The organism is Streptomyces sp. NPDC051310, assembly GCF_044455245.1.
In the GTDB taxonomy this organism is placed as follows: domain Bacteria; phylum Actinomycetota; class Actinomycetes; order Streptomycetales; family Streptomycetaceae; genus Streptomyces.
In genome coordinates this window covers 25,864-40,881 of record NZ_JBITEO010000011.1, presented here as the reverse complement: position 1 = coordinate 40,881, position 15,018 = coordinate 25,864, and the positions used below count along the sequence as shown (strand labels likewise).

13 protein-coding genes are annotated in these 15,018 nt (G+C 72.0%); 12 read left to right on the top strand and 1 reads right to left on the bottom strand.

The genetic code is table 11. The annotated features are described in order from the left end of the window. The first annotated feature begins 259 nt into the window (after window positions 1–259). The 3 genes from ACIA79_RS17815 (at window position 260) to ACIA79_RS17805 (ending at window position 2,726) form a co-directional block, all read left to right on the top strand. On the top strand, window positions 260–727 hold the full coding sequence (locus tag ACIA79_RS17815; RefSeq protein ID WP_399429224.1) for a GNAT family N-acetyltransferase: 468 nt from the start codon (window positions 260–262) through the stop codon (window positions 725–727). Window positions 728–1,042: 315 nt separating this feature from the next. Beyond that, on the top strand, window positions 1,043–1,231 hold the full coding sequence (locus ACIA79_RS17810; protein WP_399429223.1) for a hypothetical protein: 189 nt from the start codon (window positions 1,043–1,045) through the stop codon (window positions 1,229–1,231). A 196-nt stretch (window positions 1,232–1,427) separates the two neighbouring features. Beyond that, window positions 1,428–2,726, top strand: coding sequence for an MFS transporter (locus tag ACIA79_RS17805; RefSeq protein ID WP_399429222.1), 1,299 nt, complete (start codon window positions 1,428–1,430; stop codon window positions 2,724–2,726). 34 nt (window positions 2,727–2,760) lie between these two features. On the opposite strand, the gene ACIA79_RS17800 is transcribed toward ACIA79_RS17805, so the two are convergent. After that, a complete protein-coding gene (locus ACIA79_RS17800) occupies window positions 2,761–3,750 on the bottom strand; it encodes a LuxR C-terminal-related transcriptional regulator (RefSeq protein WP_399429221.1) in 990 nt (329 codons plus the stop codon). A gap of 359 nt (window positions 3,751–4,109) precedes the next feature. Between ACIA79_RS17800 and asnB the strand changes: the two genes are divergently transcribed. From asnB to ACIA79_RS17755, 9 genes are all read left to right on the top strand, one after another. Further along, window positions 4,110–5,948 carry an asparagine synthase (glutamine-hydrolyzing) gene (gene asnB, locus ACIA79_RS17795; RefSeq protein WP_399429220.1) on the top strand — a complete coding sequence of 613 codons (1,839 nt, stop codon included), beginning with the start codon at window positions 4,110–4,112 and terminating at the stop codon, window positions 5,946–5,948. Between the two features lie 48 nt (window positions 5,949–5,996). Continuing rightward, on the top strand, window positions 5,997–6,851 hold the full coding sequence (locus tag ACIA79_RS17790) for a TauD/TfdA dioxygenase family protein (RefSeq protein ID WP_399429219.1): 855 nt from the start codon (window positions 5,997–5,999) through the stop codon (window positions 6,849–6,851). Between the two features lie 10 nt (window positions 6,852–6,861). Next, on the top strand, window positions 6,862–8,472 hold the full coding sequence (locus tag ACIA79_RS17785) for a GMC family oxidoreductase (RefSeq protein ID WP_399429218.1): 1,611 nt from the start codon (window positions 6,862–6,864) through the stop codon (window positions 8,470–8,472). Window positions 8,473–8,591: 119 nt separating this feature from the next. Continuing rightward, window positions 8,592–9,476 carry an EamA family transporter gene (locus tag ACIA79_RS17780; protein ID WP_399429217.1) on the top strand — a complete coding sequence of 295 codons (885 nt, stop codon included), beginning with the start codon at window positions 8,592–8,594 and terminating at the stop codon, window positions 9,474–9,476. Continuing rightward, the gene (locus ACIA79_RS17775) at window positions 9,473–10,732 is read left to right on the top strand and encodes an ATP-grasp domain-containing protein (RefSeq protein ID WP_399429216.1); all 1,260 of its coding nucleotides are present in this window, start codon (window positions 9,473–9,475) and stop codon (window positions 10,730–10,732) included. The genes ACIA79_RS17780 and ACIA79_RS17775 overlap by 4 nt, the downstream gene beginning before the upstream one ends. Before the next feature lie 58 nt (window positions 10,733–10,790). Next, a complete protein-coding gene (locus tag ACIA79_RS17770; protein ID WP_399429214.1) occupies window positions 10,791–12,173 on the top strand; it encodes a hypothetical protein in 1,383 nt (460 codons plus the stop codon). Window positions 12,174–12,182: 9 nt separating this feature from the next. Next, window positions 12,183–12,878, top strand: a complete 696-nt coding sequence (locus tag ACIA79_RS17765) for a class I SAM-dependent methyltransferase (RefSeq protein ID WP_399429213.1) — start codon at window positions 12,183–12,185, stop codon at window positions 12,876–12,878. A gap of 23 nt (window positions 12,879–12,901) precedes the next feature. Continuing rightward, window positions 12,902–14,176 (top strand): diaminopimelate decarboxylase, encoded by a 1,275-nt coding sequence (locus ACIA79_RS17760; RefSeq protein ID WP_399429212.1) that lies wholly within the window; start codon window positions 12,902–12,904, stop codon window positions 14,174–14,176. Next, window positions 14,173–15,015, top strand: coding sequence for a 2,3,4,5-tetrahydropyridine-2,6-dicarboxylate N-succinyltransferase (locus ACIA79_RS17755; protein WP_399429211.1), 843 nt, complete (start codon window positions 14,173–14,175; stop codon window positions 15,013–15,015). The genes ACIA79_RS17760 and ACIA79_RS17755 overlap by 4 nt, the downstream gene beginning before the upstream one ends. Window positions 15,016–15,018 lie beyond the last annotated feature (3 nt).

Below are 15,018 nucleotides of genomic sequence, written 5' to 3'. Positions count from 1 at the left end.
CCCGCGCCTGTGTCCGGTGGCGCGGCGTCCCGGCGGCGCGGTGGCGCGACGGTCCGGCGTCCCGCCGGCGCGGCGTCCCGGGGGAGTGACCCCGCCGCGCGCCCGCCATGGGCTCGTTTCCGGGGCGGGCAGCAAGCTGCCGTACAGCTTGCTGCGCAGTCGGGTGCCTTCAGGGGGAATGCCCCGGCCTGGCAGCATCGGCGCACGACACGGGCCACCGGGCCCTCCCCGCCCCGCGCGAAGGGACACCGCCCCACCGATGGACATCTCGATCGACGACCTCTCCGCCTCCGACGTCGTCGCCCTCCTGGAGGAGCACCTGGCCGAACTCCGGGCCGTCACACCGCCGGAGAGCGTGCACGCCCTCGATCTCGACGCGCTGCGCCGTCCCGAGGTGACGTTCTGGACCGCCCGGGACCACGGGGTCCTCCTCGGCTGCGGTGCCGTCAGACGCCTGGACGCACACCACGGCGAGATCAAGTCGATGCGTACGTCGTCCGCGGCGCAGCGCAGGGGTGTGGCCGCCGCGCTCCTCGCCCGCATGCTGTCCGACTCCGCCCGGGCGGGGCTCCGCCGGATCAGTCTGGAAACCGGAACGGAAGAATTCTTTGCGCCCGCGCGGGCCCTCTACGAGAAATTCGGTTTCTCCCGCTGCCCTCCCTTCGGCGAATATCAGGAAGACCCCAACAGCGCCTTCATGACGAAGCTCCTCACGCCCCTTGTGTAGGGAAACGACGGATTCGCCCGGTTCACTCCACTGTGTCGCTTGCGCATCTTGCTGCCATGCAGCTTCGTGAGTCACCGGGCGCCCCACACGCGGACACACCGCGTGGCAAGGTGATGCGCACGCCGCACCGCTCGGCAGCACCGAAAGCACCGAACCGGCCGGGGACGAAAGGCAGTCGGCCGGGGACGAAAAAGAACCGGCCGGGGACGAAAAAGAACCGGCCGGGACCGGAAGGAAATCGGCCGGTAGGGAAAAGAACCGGCCGGGGCGACCGTGGCGAAAGAGATCAGGAAAACCGACGTGAAGGAACGTGCCGTGAGACGTCTGCGTCAGACCCTTCTTACTGGATGCGCCCTGGCCGTGGCGGCCCTCGGAGTGTCGGCCGGTCCCGGCCAGGACGACACCGGATGGGGCCGGAACGCCGCGAAGGCCACGACCGGTATCACGACGGCCGGCGCGGGCACGGCGAACGCCGTCACCGGTGACGACACCGGCTGGGGCTGACCGGGCCGCCGCGGCGGCCGCGCCCGCCGCCACCGCTCCGCCCTTCCGGGGCACGACCGCCCGGAACACCTCCGCCTCCCCGGCGGCCCGAGCCGGCGGAGTCGACGAGGACACCACCGGCCGGTGCCGCGCTCCCTCCGCCGCCCGGTGCGGTCATGGACGAGTCCGATCAGACACGCCTAAGGGATGAGTGAACATGACGTACTGGTCACCAGTGGCGGACGAGCCCGTGACCCGTCCCCCCGCCCGCGGGTTCCGGCAACTCGTCGCAGGGGCCGTCGGCAACGTGGTCGAGTGGTACGACTGGCACGTCTACACCTTCCTCGCCGTCTACATCGCGGCCGAGATCTTTCCCGCGCATGCCGGGAATCCGCTCGTTCCGCTCCTCGCGACGTTCGCGGTCTTCGCCGTCGGCTTCTTCGCCCGGCCCGTGGGCGGGCTCCTCCTCGGCGCCGTCGCCGACCGGCACGGCCGGCGGACCGCGCTGACCACGACGGTCCTGCTGATGGGCGCGAGCTGTCTGCTGATCGCGGTGACCCCGACCTACGCCACGGCCGGGATGCTCGGCCCCGTCCTCCTGGTCCTCGCGCGGCTGCTCCAAGGGGTCTCGGCCGGCGGGGAGTTCACCGCCAGCACCACGTTCCTCGTGGAGTCCGCCGGGCACGGCCGGCGCGGCCTGTTCTCCAGCTTCCACTACGTGTCCGCCACGATCGGACAGGTCCTCGCCTCCGGCACGGCGACCCTGATCGTGTTCACCCTCTCCGAGCAGGACATGCACGACTGGGGCTGGCGGCTGCCGTTCCTCCTCGGCGCGGTGCTCAGCCTGGCCGGCCTGTGGATCCGGCGGGGCGCCGAGGAGCCGCGCGGCCGGTGGCAGATGGAGCGGCGGCCGGGCCTGTTCCACGCGCTGCGCCACCACCCCCGCGAGTCGTTCCTGATCTGCGGCATCACGATCGGCGGCACCATCGCCTTCTACACGTGGACCGCCTACCTGCCCACGTACGCCCAGGTGAACCACGGCTTCGACAAGGGGCAGGCCCTGCTGGTGGGCACCGTCTCGCTGGTCTTCTTCGCCCTGATCCAGCCGCTCGGCGGCCTGTTGTCGGACCGGCTCGGCCGGCGGCCGCTGCTGATCGGGTTCGCGGCCGGGACGGCCGTGCTGTGCGTGCCGCTCCTCGGCCTGATCACCCCGGGGTCGTTCCTGTCGCTGCTCTTCGTCCAGTGCGCGGGCATGCTGCTGCTCACCGGCTACTCCTCGATCGCGGCGGCGGTGAACGCCGAGGTGTTCCCGGCCCGCGCTCGCGCCGCCGGGATCGGCTTCCCGTACTCGCTCACGGTGGCCCTCTTCGGAGGGACCGCCCCCTACGTGGGGACGGCCCTCGACTCCGTGGGCGCGGCCGGCGTCTTCCCCTGGTACGTGGCCGCGCTCTGCCTGGTGTCGGCGCTGGTCTACCTGCGCCTCCCGGAGACCGCGCACGAGCCCCTGGAGCAGTAGGGAGGCGCGCGGCGGCCCCGCCGCACCGGCCGGGTCAGGCGCTGACCGCTTCCTGGGTGGCGAGCATGTGCCCCGCCTGGAAGCGGCTCTGCGCGCCCAGCTCGGCCATGATCTCGGCGACGTAGCGGCGGCAGGTCCGCACCGACATGCCCAGGCGGTTGGCGATGGACGCGTCCGTCATGCCCTCGGTCAGCAGCCGGATGATGCTCTGCCGCAGGTCGTCCGCGATCTCCACCCGGGTGTCCGTGCTGCCCACGAACGGTTCGGCGGCCAGCCACAGCCGTTCGTACGTCTCGGTCACGAAGGCCACCACATGGGGCTCCCGGATCAGCGCCGCGGCGTGCGGCCTGCCCGGCACCGCGATCAGCGCCGCCTTCCGGTCGAAGATCAGCAGCCGGGTGAAGTGGTCGTCCAGCGTGCGCACATGGGCGCCGAGCTGCGTGACCCGGTCGACGTACACGGTGGTGCCGCGGCTGAACCGCGCCGTGTGCTGGTAGAGGATCTGCATCCGCACGCCCCGGTGCAGGGCCGCCTCGTCGCGCGGCATCGCCTCCTCCAGGATGCTCTCCTCGCGCCGGCCGCCGGGCTGGGCGGTGAGGATCTCCTCCCGGCAGTGCTGGGTGAGGTCGGCGATGACGGCGCGGACATCGGCGAGGTTCTCCAGCACCTGGAACGGGCTGTGCTGCTCGCCCGTGCCGGACAAGCACGCCTCGAAGTCCGGTACGAAGGACATCAGTTGCTCGCGGGTCTGCTCGATCCGGGTGCGCTGCAGCCGGATGCCCCGCTCCATCGGGCCGATGACGTCCGCCGCCGCCTCCGCCGGGGACACCGCGACGACGCGGTCGCCCGCCCCGCCGCGCAACAGCCCCATCGCCAGCAGCCGGCTCACGGCCGCCTCCGCCCGGGGCCGGTGCAGCCCGAGCGCCGCGGCCAGTTCGGTGAGTGCCACGCCGCCCGCGCCCTGGGCCAGGGCGTGGCCGTACAGGCGGTGCAGCGTTTCTCGATCAGGTGCTTCCGTGCTCATCAGGCGTAGCCCCCCTGCCCGTCGACTGCATGACCAGCCCAGCCCCTGAACTCAGGATTACCCATGGGTCACGGGATGCATATCCCTGTTCCACATCCTGAGAGACGGTTTCGAGCCGCCGTGTCCTGATGGGTTTTTGCCCGGCCCGCCCGATTCGTTCGCGCGGCACCAAGCTGTCACGCAGCAAGCTGATCCTCTTTCCCGCTGATGCGCGTCATTCCGCTGTGCCATCGTCGTTCTCGTCCCGCCCGGAGAAAACAGCTCCCGCAGAGGACTTCCTTCCCTCGTCAGTTATCTCGCTGTACTCCGCCGTTCTCGAATACGGCGGGTGGGCGGGGCGTGCCACAGGAGATGATCGAGTGAGCGGCTTGGTGGGCTGGGTCGACTTCCACCACGACCTGAGCACGGAGGAGCCCGTCGTCCACGCGATGACGGATTCCATGCGCAACCGCGGTCCGGACACCAAGGGGACGTGGGTGTCCCGGACCGCCGCACTCGGGCACCGCGACCTGCTCACCACCGCCGTGCACGGCGAGCAGCCCTTCACGGCGCGCATCGGGGAGCACCCGGTCACCGTCGCCGTCGCGGGCACCCTCTACAACCGGCGGGAAATCGCCGCCGGCATCGAAGCCGCCGGAGGAAATCCCGGGGAACGCACCGATGCCGAATTGTTCCTGCAGGCGTATCTGCTCTGGGGGAACCGATTCGTCGAGCGTGTCGACGGGGACTTCGGATTCGCCGTCTGGGACGGCCGGACGGAGCGTCTCGTACTCGGCCGCGACCGGGTCGGAATCAAGCCGCTCTACTACTACGCGTACGACGGCGGAATCGTCTTCGCGTCCGTACCGAAGGGGATCACGGCGAATCCCCGTTTCACGGCACGGCTCGACCTGCGGGCACTCCCCGTCGCCCTCCAGCCCCGGCTCGCCCTGCCCGGCGAGACCCCGCTGCTCGGTCTGTACGAGGTCCCCCCGGGCCACGTGCTGACGTACACGCGCTCCGGCCTGGCCAAGGACCGCTACTGGCAGCTGACCAGCGCACCCCACGGCGACTCCTTCGAGGCGACCGCACGCCGGGTCCGGGAACTGCTGGAGGACGCCGTCGAGCGCCGGACGGCCACGGACGGGCCCCTCGGCGCGATGCTGTCGGGCGGTGTGGACTCCACCTCCGTCGCCGCCCTGGCCGTGCGCCGGCTGCGCCGGACCGGGTCCGGGCGGGAACTGGACACGTACTGCGTGCAGTTCGCGAGCGACCCCGACCACTTCGTGGCCACCGAACTGCGGCCCGACGTGGACGCCCCGTACGCCGCGGCCGCCGCCGCCTTCATGGGCAGCCGGCACCACACGCTGACCGCCACGGTCGAGGACCTGCTGGACGTCATCCCCGACACCCGGCGCGCCCGCGACCTGCCCGGCTGGGGCCAGTTCGACGCGTCGATGTACCTGCTGTTCCGCGAGATGCGGGGCAACGGCACGGTCGCGCTGACCGGCGAGGCCGCCGACGAGGTCTTCGGCGGGTACCCGTACTTCTTCAAGCAGGACGTCGTCGGGCGCCGGCACTTCCCGTGGCTGGGAGACGGGCCCAAGCTGTCGCGGTACCTGTCCCCGGAACTGACCGCGCTCGTCGACCCGGAGGAGGACGAGCGCGCCCGGTACTCCGAGATCGTCGCGCAGGTCCCCCGGCTCGACGGCGAGGACCCGGAGAACGCCCGCATGCGGGAGGTCTTCCACCTCGGCCTCGCCGGCCCGCTGTCGGTCATCCTCGACCGCAAGGAGCGGATGAGCTCCCACAACGGCCTGGACGTGCGGGTGCCGTTCTGCGACCACCGCCTGCTGGAGTACGTCTGGAACGTGCCCTGGTCCCTCAAGTCACGCGGCGGGGTGAAGGGACTGCTCAAGGCGGCCATGGCCGACGTCCTGCCCCCGGACACGGTCCACCGCAGGAAGAGCGCCTACCCGCACGTGCAGAACCCGGAGTACGACCGGACGCTCGTGCGCGCCGCGTCCTGGATCGCCAACGACGCGGCGTCGCCCCTGGCCGGCCTGTTCGACACCGCACGGCTGAACGGCCTGATCGAGCAGATCCGCAACAACGCGATCGACGCGGAGCTGCCCGGCGGATCGAACCAGGCCGCGCTCCTCATTCAACTCGTCGAGCTGCACACGTGGGTGGACGAGTACGGAGTATCGCTGCCCTGACCGGGCCGGGGCGCCGTCACATCCACAGCAATCCGCAAGGGAGCACCCATGCTTGAGCTGATACCCATCACCGAGACCATCGGCACCGAGGTCCGCGGGGTCGACGTCACGGCCGGCCTCTCCGACAGCGACTTCGAGCGCATTCACCAGGCCTGGCTGGACACCACGATCCTGCTCGTCCGCGGCCAGGACATGACGCCCGCGCAGCACATCGCGTTCACCCGGCGGTTCGGCGAGATCTACACGTACACCCGCTCCCAGTTCAACGACCAGGAGCACCCCGAGATCCTGATCCTGTCCAACAAGAAGGAGAACGGGAAGCCGATCGGCTCCGCCTACAGCGGCCGCGTCTGGCACAGCGACGGCCACTTCCTGACGGACCCGCCGGTCGGTTCCATGCTGTACGCCCGCGAGGTGCCGCCCGTGGGCGGCGACACCTGGTACGGCAACATGTACGCCGCCTACGACGCCCTGCCCGAGCGCGTCAAGGAACGGATCGAGGGCCTCCGGGTCGTCATCAGCCGCGTCCAGTCGCGCCCGTACAACTACCCGGACCGCCCCGCGCCGACCCCCGAGGAGCGGGCCGAGTGGGTGGACGTGAGCCACCCCGTCGTCCGCGTCCACGAGGAGACCGGGCGCAAGGCGCTGATGGTGGGCGGCAACGTGCCGTGGCGGATCGAGGGGATGCCCGAGGAGGAGAGCCTCCCGCTGGTCACCTTCCTCCAGGAGTTCGCGGTCCAGCCGCAGTTCACCTACTGCCACCGGTGGCAGCCCGGCGACATCCTCCTGTGGGACAACCGCAGCGCCATGCACCGGGCCACCCCCTACGACGACGCCGCACACACCCGGCTGCTGCACCGGACCACGATCACGGGGCGGCGCGCCACCGCCGCCGCGGCCTGAGCGGGCCGCCATGAAGACGTACGACTACATCATCGTGGGCGCCGGCGCCGCGGGCTGCGTGCTCGCCGGGCGGCTGACCGAGGACCCGTCCATCAGCGTCCTGCTGCTCGAATCGGGCCGCGAGCGGCACAGCCCGCTGCTGTCCGTCCCGGCGGCCGAGACGGTGCTCATGGGCAACCCGAAGTACGACTGGTGCTTCGAGACCGACGCCGACCCGACGATCGAGGGCCGCAGCGTCCGGATCCCGCGCGGGCGGCTCCTCGGCGGGTCCAACGCCATCAACGGCATGATCTACGTCCGCGGCCAGAAGGAGGACTACGACGACTGGGCGGCCCTCGGCAACGAGGACTGGTCCTGGTCCGGTGTCCTGCCCTATTTCAAGAGCCTGGAACGGGCGGACGGCATCGGCGGCGCGAACCGCGGCCGCGACGGCCTGATCTCCGTCGGCCTGCCGCGCGACCGCGACGAGCTGTGCGACGCCTTCGTGGAGGCCGGCGTGAAGGCCGGCTACCCGGAGAACCCCGACTACAACTCCGGCGACCAGGAAGGCTTCGGCTACTACCAGGTCAACCACGAGCACGGCCGCCGCTCCTCCGCCGCCGGCACCTACCTCAAGGCGGCGCGCCGCCGGCCGAATCTCACGCTGCTGACGGAGGCGCACGCCGGGCGGCTCCGGTTCGACGGCAAGCGCTGCACCGGCGTCGAGTTCCGCCACGACGGCCAGGAGCAGTGGGCCGGCAGCCGCCACGACGTCATCGTCAGCGCGGGCGCCGTGCAGTCCCCGCAGCTGCTGGAGCTCTCCGGCATCGGCTCCGCGCGTGTGCTCTCCGACAGCGGCGTGCCCCTCGTGCACCACCTGCCCGGGGTCGGCGAGAACTTCCAGGACCACTTCGCCGCCCGGCTGCGCTGGCGGGTGCGCCGCCCCATCACCTTCAACGAGCGCTCCCGCGGGCTCGGCCTGCTGCGCGAGCTCGCCGTGTACGCCCGCGAGCGGCGCGGGCTGCTCAGCCTGCCCATCGCCCTCGGGCACGGCTTCGTCCGGACCTCGGACGAGGAGACCCGCCCCGACGTGCAGTTCCACTTCGCCCCGGCCAGCTACGGGGAGGGATCGAGCCGGCGGCTCGACACCTCGCCCGGCATGACGGTGGGCGTCTACCCGCTGCGCCCGGAGTCCAAGGGCTCCATCCACATCCGCTCGCGCGACCCGCTCACCCCGCCCGCGATCCGCCCGCGCTTCCTCGAAGCGGAGTCCGACCGCACCCGGCTGGTGGCGGGCATGCGCATCGCCCGCCGGATCGTCGAGGGCGCGAGCTTCGACCCGTACCGCGAGTACGAGCTGGTGCCCGGCCGCGGTGTCACCGCCGACGACGAGCTCCTCGCCTACGCCCGGGCCCACGGCGACACCTCCTACCACCCCGTCGGCACCTGCCGCATGGGCCGCGACGAGGGCGCGGTGGTGGACCAGCGGCTGCGGGTGCACGGTGTGCGGGGGCTGCGCGTGATCGACGCCTCCGTCATGCCGGCCATGGTCTCCGGCAACACCAACGCCGCCAGCCTCATGATCGGCGAGAAGGGCGCGGCCCTGGTCCTGGCGGACCACCGCGCGGGGCGCGCCGCGTGACCGGCCGGGCGCGGGCGGATTCGCCGGGGCGGCCCGCCGCCCCGCGCTCCGCCGGGGAGACGCCCGGCCCGCCGGGGGGCCCGCCCCGGGACGGGGCGCCGGGACGCGGCATCGCGTACGTGTCGGCGTTCCTGGTCCTGGCGAACGCCAACGCGGTCTTCGCCGGGAACCTGCTCCAGAGCATGCACCCCTTCACGTTCCTGTTCTGGAGCTTCTTCGCCGGCGCCCTGTTCTTCGGCACGGTCCTGGTGGCCCGCGACGGGTGGAGGGCGCTCAGGGTCCCGCGGGCTTCGGCGGTCCCGCTGCTGGTCCTCAACGGGACGACCGCCTTCAACTGGATCGGCTACTTCTACGCCCTGCACTTCATCGAGCCCGCCATCGTGAGCGCGATGATGGGCGGACTCGGCCCGCTCGTCACCATCGCGCTGGAGCGCATCCTGCGCGGGCGGCGCTTCCCCCGGCGGGTCTACGTACCGGCCGCCGGGGTGCTGCTCGGCGCCGGGATGCTGGCCTGGGGCTCGCTGACCGGGCAGTCCGGCCTCGCCGGGATCAGCGTGGCGGCCTCCGTCACCGGGCTGGTCGCGTCGGTGGTGGCCGGGGTGTCGCAGGCCCTGAACACCGTGGCGACCAAGCAGCTGGGCGACCGCGGGTGGGGCGCCACCCGGATCATGACGCACCGCTTCCACCTGCTGCTGGCCGTGGCGGCCGTCCTGGCGCTGAGCGGCCCGGGACTGTCGGTCGGCGGGGCGTCGCAGGCCGGGCTGCTGGCGGTGGCGACCGTACTCGGCGTCATCGCGCCGCTCTGGCCGCTGCAGCGCGGAATCATCCTCTCCGAGCCGTTCACCGTCGCGGCCCTGCTGGCCCTGGCACCCCTCCTGACCTACCTGTTCCAGGGCTTCGACGCGCGCATGGAGTGGTCCGCCCTCTCGGCGGCCGGCTGCGTCGTGGTGGCGGTCTTCACCGTCCACGGAACACGCATCACCCACAAGGGAAACGTGGCATGACTATGGCATCACGAAAAGTGCTGGTCGTCGTCGACGGGTACTCGTCGGGGTCGCAGCTTCCGCGCGTGATGGCGGAACGCGGCTGGACGTGCGTCCACGTCTCGGCGCTCCGGGACGTCCCCGACTACTACCGGGAGACGTTCGACCGGGACGCGTACCTCGACCACTTCACCCACGACGGGGACACCGCCGGGCTCGCCCGGGCGCTGGCGGCGTACCGCCCGGCGGCCGTCGTCCCCGGCACGGAGAGCGGCGTCATCGTCGCGAGCCTGCTGGCGGACGCGCTCGGCCTGCCCGGCAACGACCCGGCCCGCAGCCCCGCCCACCGCGACAAGTACGAGATGCACAACCGCCTCCGGGAGGCGGGCCTGCGCAGCATGGACCACTACCTCGCCCACGACGCCGCGGGTCTGCTGGCCTGGGCCGACGAGGGCGCCTGGCCGGTGGTTCTGAAACCGCGGGCCAGCGCGGGGACCGACTCGGTGACCTTCTGCGGGGACCGGGCCGAGCTGGAGGAGGCGTTCCACCGGCTGCACGGAGCCGTCAACCGGATCGGCGAACGCAACGACGCCGTCCTCGCCCAGCGGTTCCTGTCCGGCCAGGAGTACTTCATCAACGGCGTCAGCGCCGACGGCCGGCACCTGGTCACCGAGATCTGGCGCACCGACAAGATCAACGTGCCGGGCGCCGGGGCGATCTACGACCGCAGCGTCCTGCTGGACCCCACGACGCCCGCGATGAAGGAGATCACCGGTTACGTCCACGACGTCCTCGACGCCCTCGGCATCCGCTGGGGGGCCCACCACACCGAACTGATGGCCGGGGACGACGGGCCGACGCTCATCGAGTGCGCAGCCCGCCTCTCCGGGGGCCTCAACCGGGACGCGGCCCGCCACGCCGTCGGCGTCAGCATGCCGGACCTGCTGGCCGACCTCGTGACCGAGGGACCCGCGTCCGTGCACCGGCTCCGCGCGGCCCAGCGCCCCCACCGCTTCCCGCTGTGGCAGGTGCAGTTCATCTCCGACCGGGCCGGTGTGGTGAAGGAGTCCTTCTACGCCGAGCTGCTCGCCTCCCTCAGCAGCACGACCTGGCTGCAGAAGGCGCCCTCGCCGGGCGACACGGTCAGCGTCACCACCGACCTCTTCTCCAGCCCCGGCATCGTCTTCATGACCCACGCCGACCCCGCGGTCCTGCAGCGCGACTACGAGACCGTCCGCGCGTGGGAGCGCGAACAGCGCCTCTTCACCCTCGCGTAGCCGCGCCGCCCGGCGCCCGCCGCAGCACCGAGAACAGCTTCTCCAGAAGGGCAATCCCGTGTCCGAAGAACACCCCGCCGACCGCTTCGACTACGCCCGCAACCTCCCCGCGGCCGGGACCTACCGCGCCTACCGCGGCACGTTCTGGCCGCCCGTGCCCGGCTACCGGGTCTCGTGCCTCGACCTGGCACCGCACGTCCCCGGCCTCGGACCGGACTTCCCGCGCGCCCTCGCCGCGCTGAAGGCCGCCGTGGAGGACGAGTGGCGGACCGTCAAGGACATCGGCATCCCGGCCCGGCGCCGCTTCAACGACCCCGGGACGATCGCCCGGGCCTTGCGCGCGATCGCCCCGCACCTGCCGGGCGAGGCCGACCGGCGCGCCCTCACCCTGCGCGCGGACGCGGTCGAGCACGGCTACACCGACGCGATCCTCAAGGAACTCGCGGGCCTCGACGAGGAGATCACGGTCGTCGCCGGCCAGATATCCACCTGGTACGGCAAGGAGGTCCGCGGCCTGCCGACCGCCTTCGCCTGCCGGCGCGACGACCGCAGCCAGGCGCACGTCGACCGCGCCCTGGAGCACCGGGCCGAGACCGCGGGGTACCTGCGCCGCCTCCACCCCGACCTCCGCCTGGGCGACGTGCCCGCCTTCGGGGTGACGGACCTCTTCCACATGGCCGGCGAGGGCAACCTCCACCCCAAGCACATCGCCTACTTCCTGCCGGAGGACGAGGGCGTCAAGTACTCGCCCTTCAAGAAGACGTTCTACTTCCGCAACACCCACCGGGCGCTGCTGGAGAGCATCTCCGCGCCCCTCGCCGCCCGCCACATCCGCACCGGCGACACCTTCGACCCGGCCGGCGCGCGGTTCGCGACCCTCCCCGTCCTCGGTGTCCTCAGCCATGAATTGGGCCACTTCGTGCACCGCCCGGTCACCGATTTCAAGGCGCTGAACGAAGCGGACCGCTGGGCCTCCGTCGTGCTCCAGGAGGTCGCCGCCGACGTCTTCGGCATCCTGATCCTCGCCGACGTCTGGGCGCGGCACACCGGTCTCGCGCCCGGCGACGTCGTCGCCTACTACCTGGCGGAGTGCCTGCGCTACGTCGACCGCGGACTCGGCCACTTCCCCGACAGCGACGGCATGTTCCTCCAGTTGTCCTACTTCGTCCAGCTCGGCGCGCTGACCCTCGACGAGCGCGACGGCGCCCGCCTGACGGGTGGGCCCGAGGCCGTCCTCGCCGGGCTGCGGTCCCTCGCCCGCGTGCTGGCCGACACGCTGCTCGCGGACCGGGCCGACGCCGCCGTCGCCCTCCACCGCGCCTTCGGCCCCGCCACCGGCGGCCCCCTGCGGCCGCTCGTCGACGAGCTGCGCCGCCGGCCGTCCACGTCGGTCGAGTACACGCAAGAGCACATCCACGCCACGAGCCGTTCCGCCGCTTAGGAGACAGCGATGATCCAGACCAAGCAGGACCTCGGCGCGGTGCGCGACTACTACACCGCGCAGCGCTCGGCCAGCACCGAGCAGGAGAGCATCTACGCCATCTGGGAGCGCGGCGAGGCGTTCAACGACTCCGTGACGCCGTCGACGTACGTGCCCGAGTACCGCTCCCACATGCTGCTCAAACTCGTGTCGCTGACCCGGGACGACGCCCGCGTCTTCTCGCTGGGCTGCGGCAACGGGTTCGTGGAGGGCGACCTCGCCGCCCTCGGCCGCACGGTCCGGGCGATCGACTTCAACGCGGAGGCGGTCGAACTCACCCGCAGGAAGGGGGTGGACGCCTTCACCGCCGACTACTACGAACTCGACGCGGCGGAGCTGGCGGGCGTCGACGCCGTGTACGCCGACGGCTTCCTCGGCCACCTCTTCGACGCCGAGGACGAACTGCGCCCCGCGCTGCGGAAACTGGAGGCCCTCGGCCTGGCCTCCGGCACCACCCTGGTGTTCTCCAACGACGCGCCCTTCGCCGCCGACGCCGCGTTCGAACCGCACCACCGCGTCAAGGACTTCTGGTTCCTGTCCAAGGACTACCTCCAGCGGAGCCTGGAGAGCGTGGGGTTCTCCTCCGTGGAGAGCTACTACTTCCCCTACCTGCGGCCCATCAGCGGTATGCGCAACCGCACCATCTGCGTCGTACGCGTCCCGTAGCGGACCGGAGGAGAGGGAGAGCAGTGCCCATATCGGACGAGTTCGCCGGCAGGCTGCTGCCGCTGCTCGAGGACATCGTCGCGGCGTACGGAACGCCGTTCCACATCTACGACGCGCGCGGTATCACCGGGACGTACCGCGCGATGACGGAGGCGTTCGCGGGCGAGCCGTACCGGCAGTACTTCGCGGTGAAGGCCCTGCCGAACCCGGCGGTGCTGTCCCTCCTCCTGGCGCGGGGCAGCGGCCTGGACTGCGCCTCGCCCGTCGAACTGGACCTGGCCGCCCGGCTCGGCGCGACGGGGGACGACATCGTCTTCACGTCGAACAACACCTCGCCGGCCGAGTACCGCCAGGCACGCGCCGCGGGCGCCCTGATCACCTTCGACGACCGGGCCTTCTTCGACCGCGTGGACACCCTGCCCGCCACCGTGGCGTTCCGGGTCGCGCCGCACGGCCTCGCGGCGGGATCGAAACTCATGGGCGACGCCGCGCACACCAAGTTCGGCGTCCCGGCGGAGGAACTCGCCGGCGTCTACCGCGAGGCCCGCCGCAGGGGCGCCGTCCGCTTCGGCATCCACGGCATGATCTGCGCCAACGAGCTGGACATCGAACGCGCCTCCCGGGCCGCGGCCGACGTCATCGAGCTGGGAGCCCGCGTGGCCGCCGACGCCGGCATCGAGCTGGAGTACGTGAACATCGGCGGCGGTCTCGGCATCCCGTACCGCCCCGAGGACAAGCCCCTGGACTTCGCGGCCTACGCGGACGCCGTCATCGGCGCCCGCGACCGCGCCTTCGGCGGCAGCACCCCGCGCATCCTCATGGAGTGCGGGCGCTACGTCACCGGACCGCACGGCGTCCTCGTCACCCGCGTGATCAACCGGATGCGCAAGGCCCGGGAGATGGCCGGCGTGGACGCCTCGATGTCGGCGCTCATGCGGCCCGGGTTCTACGGCGCCTACCACCACGTCAGCCTGCCCTTCGCCGAGGGGCGGCCGGACGCCGATGTCGACGTGGTGGGCGCGCTGTGCGAAAACATGGACAAGTTCGCCGTCGGCCGCACGATGCCCGACCCGGCGGTCGGCGACATCGCGCTGATCCACGACACGGGCGCCCACGGCCACGCCATGGGCTTCACCTACAACGGACGGCTCCGGCCGGCGGAGCTCCTGCTGACCGAGAGCGGGGACGTCGTGGAGATCCGGCGCGCCGAGACCTTCGACGACTGGACGGCCACCGCGCGGTGGAAGCCGCGGCCCGTGCCGATGGCCCACGGCACCCACCCCGGACAGGAAGCATGAGAAGCGACGTGACCAGCGAGACCACGAGAACCCTGATCGAGGACGCCTTCGAGCGGCGCTCGGAGCTGACCGAGGACGACCTGCGCGTCCTCGCCCCGCACATCGAGACCGGACTGGGCGCGCTGGACCGCGGCGAGCTGCGCGCGGCGCGCCCCGCCGGCGGCACCTGGCAGGTCGACACCCACGTCAAGAAGCTGATCCTGCTGTCCTTCCTCACCCGGCGGAACACCGCCGCGGAGCGGAACGCCGGCCGGCCGCAGAGCTACGACAAGGTGCCCCTGAAGTTCGAGGACTGGCAGGACAGCGACTTCGAGAAGGCGCGGGTGCGCGTCGTCCCCGGCGCCGTCGTCCGGTACGGCGCCCACGTGGCGCCCGGCGCCGTGCTGATGCCCAGCTTCGTGAACATCGGCGCGTACGTCGGCGCGGGCACGATGATCGACACCTGGGCCACGGTCGGCTCCTGCGCACAGGTCGGCGAGCGCTGCCACATCTCGGGCGGCGCCGGCCTGGGCGGCGTCCTGGAACCCATCGGCGACGACCCCGTGGTGATCGAGGACGAGGTGTTCGTCGGAGCCCGCAGCGAGATCGCCGAGGGCGTCCGGGTCCGGCGCGGCGCGGTGATCGCCATGGGCGTGTACCTGGGGCGCGCGACCCCGATCGTCGACCGCGCCAGCGGCGAGGTGTTCTACGGCGAGGTGCCGGAGAACGCCGTGGTCGTCCCGGGCGCGCGCAGCGTCGGGGACCGGCCCGGCCTGTCCGTGTACGCGGCCGTGATCGTCAAGTACGCCGACGAGCGCACCCGCGGCAAGACGGCCCTGAACGACCTGGTGCGGGACTGACGC

What these genes read in the sequence shown, in the direction of transcription:
- ACIA79_RS17815 (WP_399429224.1), top strand. Translation starts at nt 260, where the DNA reads ATGGACATCTCGATCGACGACCTCTCCGCCTCCGACGTCGTCGCCCTC.
- ACIA79_RS17805 (WP_399429222.1), top strand. Translation starts at nt 1,428, where the DNA reads ATGACGTACTGGTCACCAGTGGCGGACGAGCCCGTGACCCGTCCCCCC.
- ACIA79_RS17800 (WP_399429221.1), bottom strand. Translation starts at nt 3,750, where the DNA reads ATGAGCACGGAAGCACCTGATCGAGAAACGCTGCACCGCCTGTACGGC.
- ACIA79_RS17790 (WP_399429219.1), top strand. Translation starts at nt 5,997, where the DNA reads ATGCTTGAGCTGATACCCATCACCGAGACCATCGGCACCGAGGTCCGC.
- ACIA79_RS17785 (WP_399429218.1), top strand. Translation starts at nt 6,862, where the DNA reads ATGAAGACGTACGACTACATCATCGTGGGCGCCGGCGCCGCGGGCTGC.
- ACIA79_RS17775 (WP_399429216.1), top strand. Translation starts at nt 9,473, where the DNA reads ATGACTATGGCATCACGAAAAGTGCTGGTCGTCGTCGACGGGTACTCG.
- ACIA79_RS17765 (WP_399429213.1), top strand. Translation starts at nt 12,183, where the DNA reads ATGATCCAGACCAAGCAGGACCTCGGCGCGGTGCGCGACTACTACACC.
- ACIA79_RS17755 (WP_399429211.1), top strand. Translation starts at nt 14,173, where the DNA reads ATGAGAAGCGACGTGACCAGCGAGACCACGAGAACCCTGATCGAGGAC.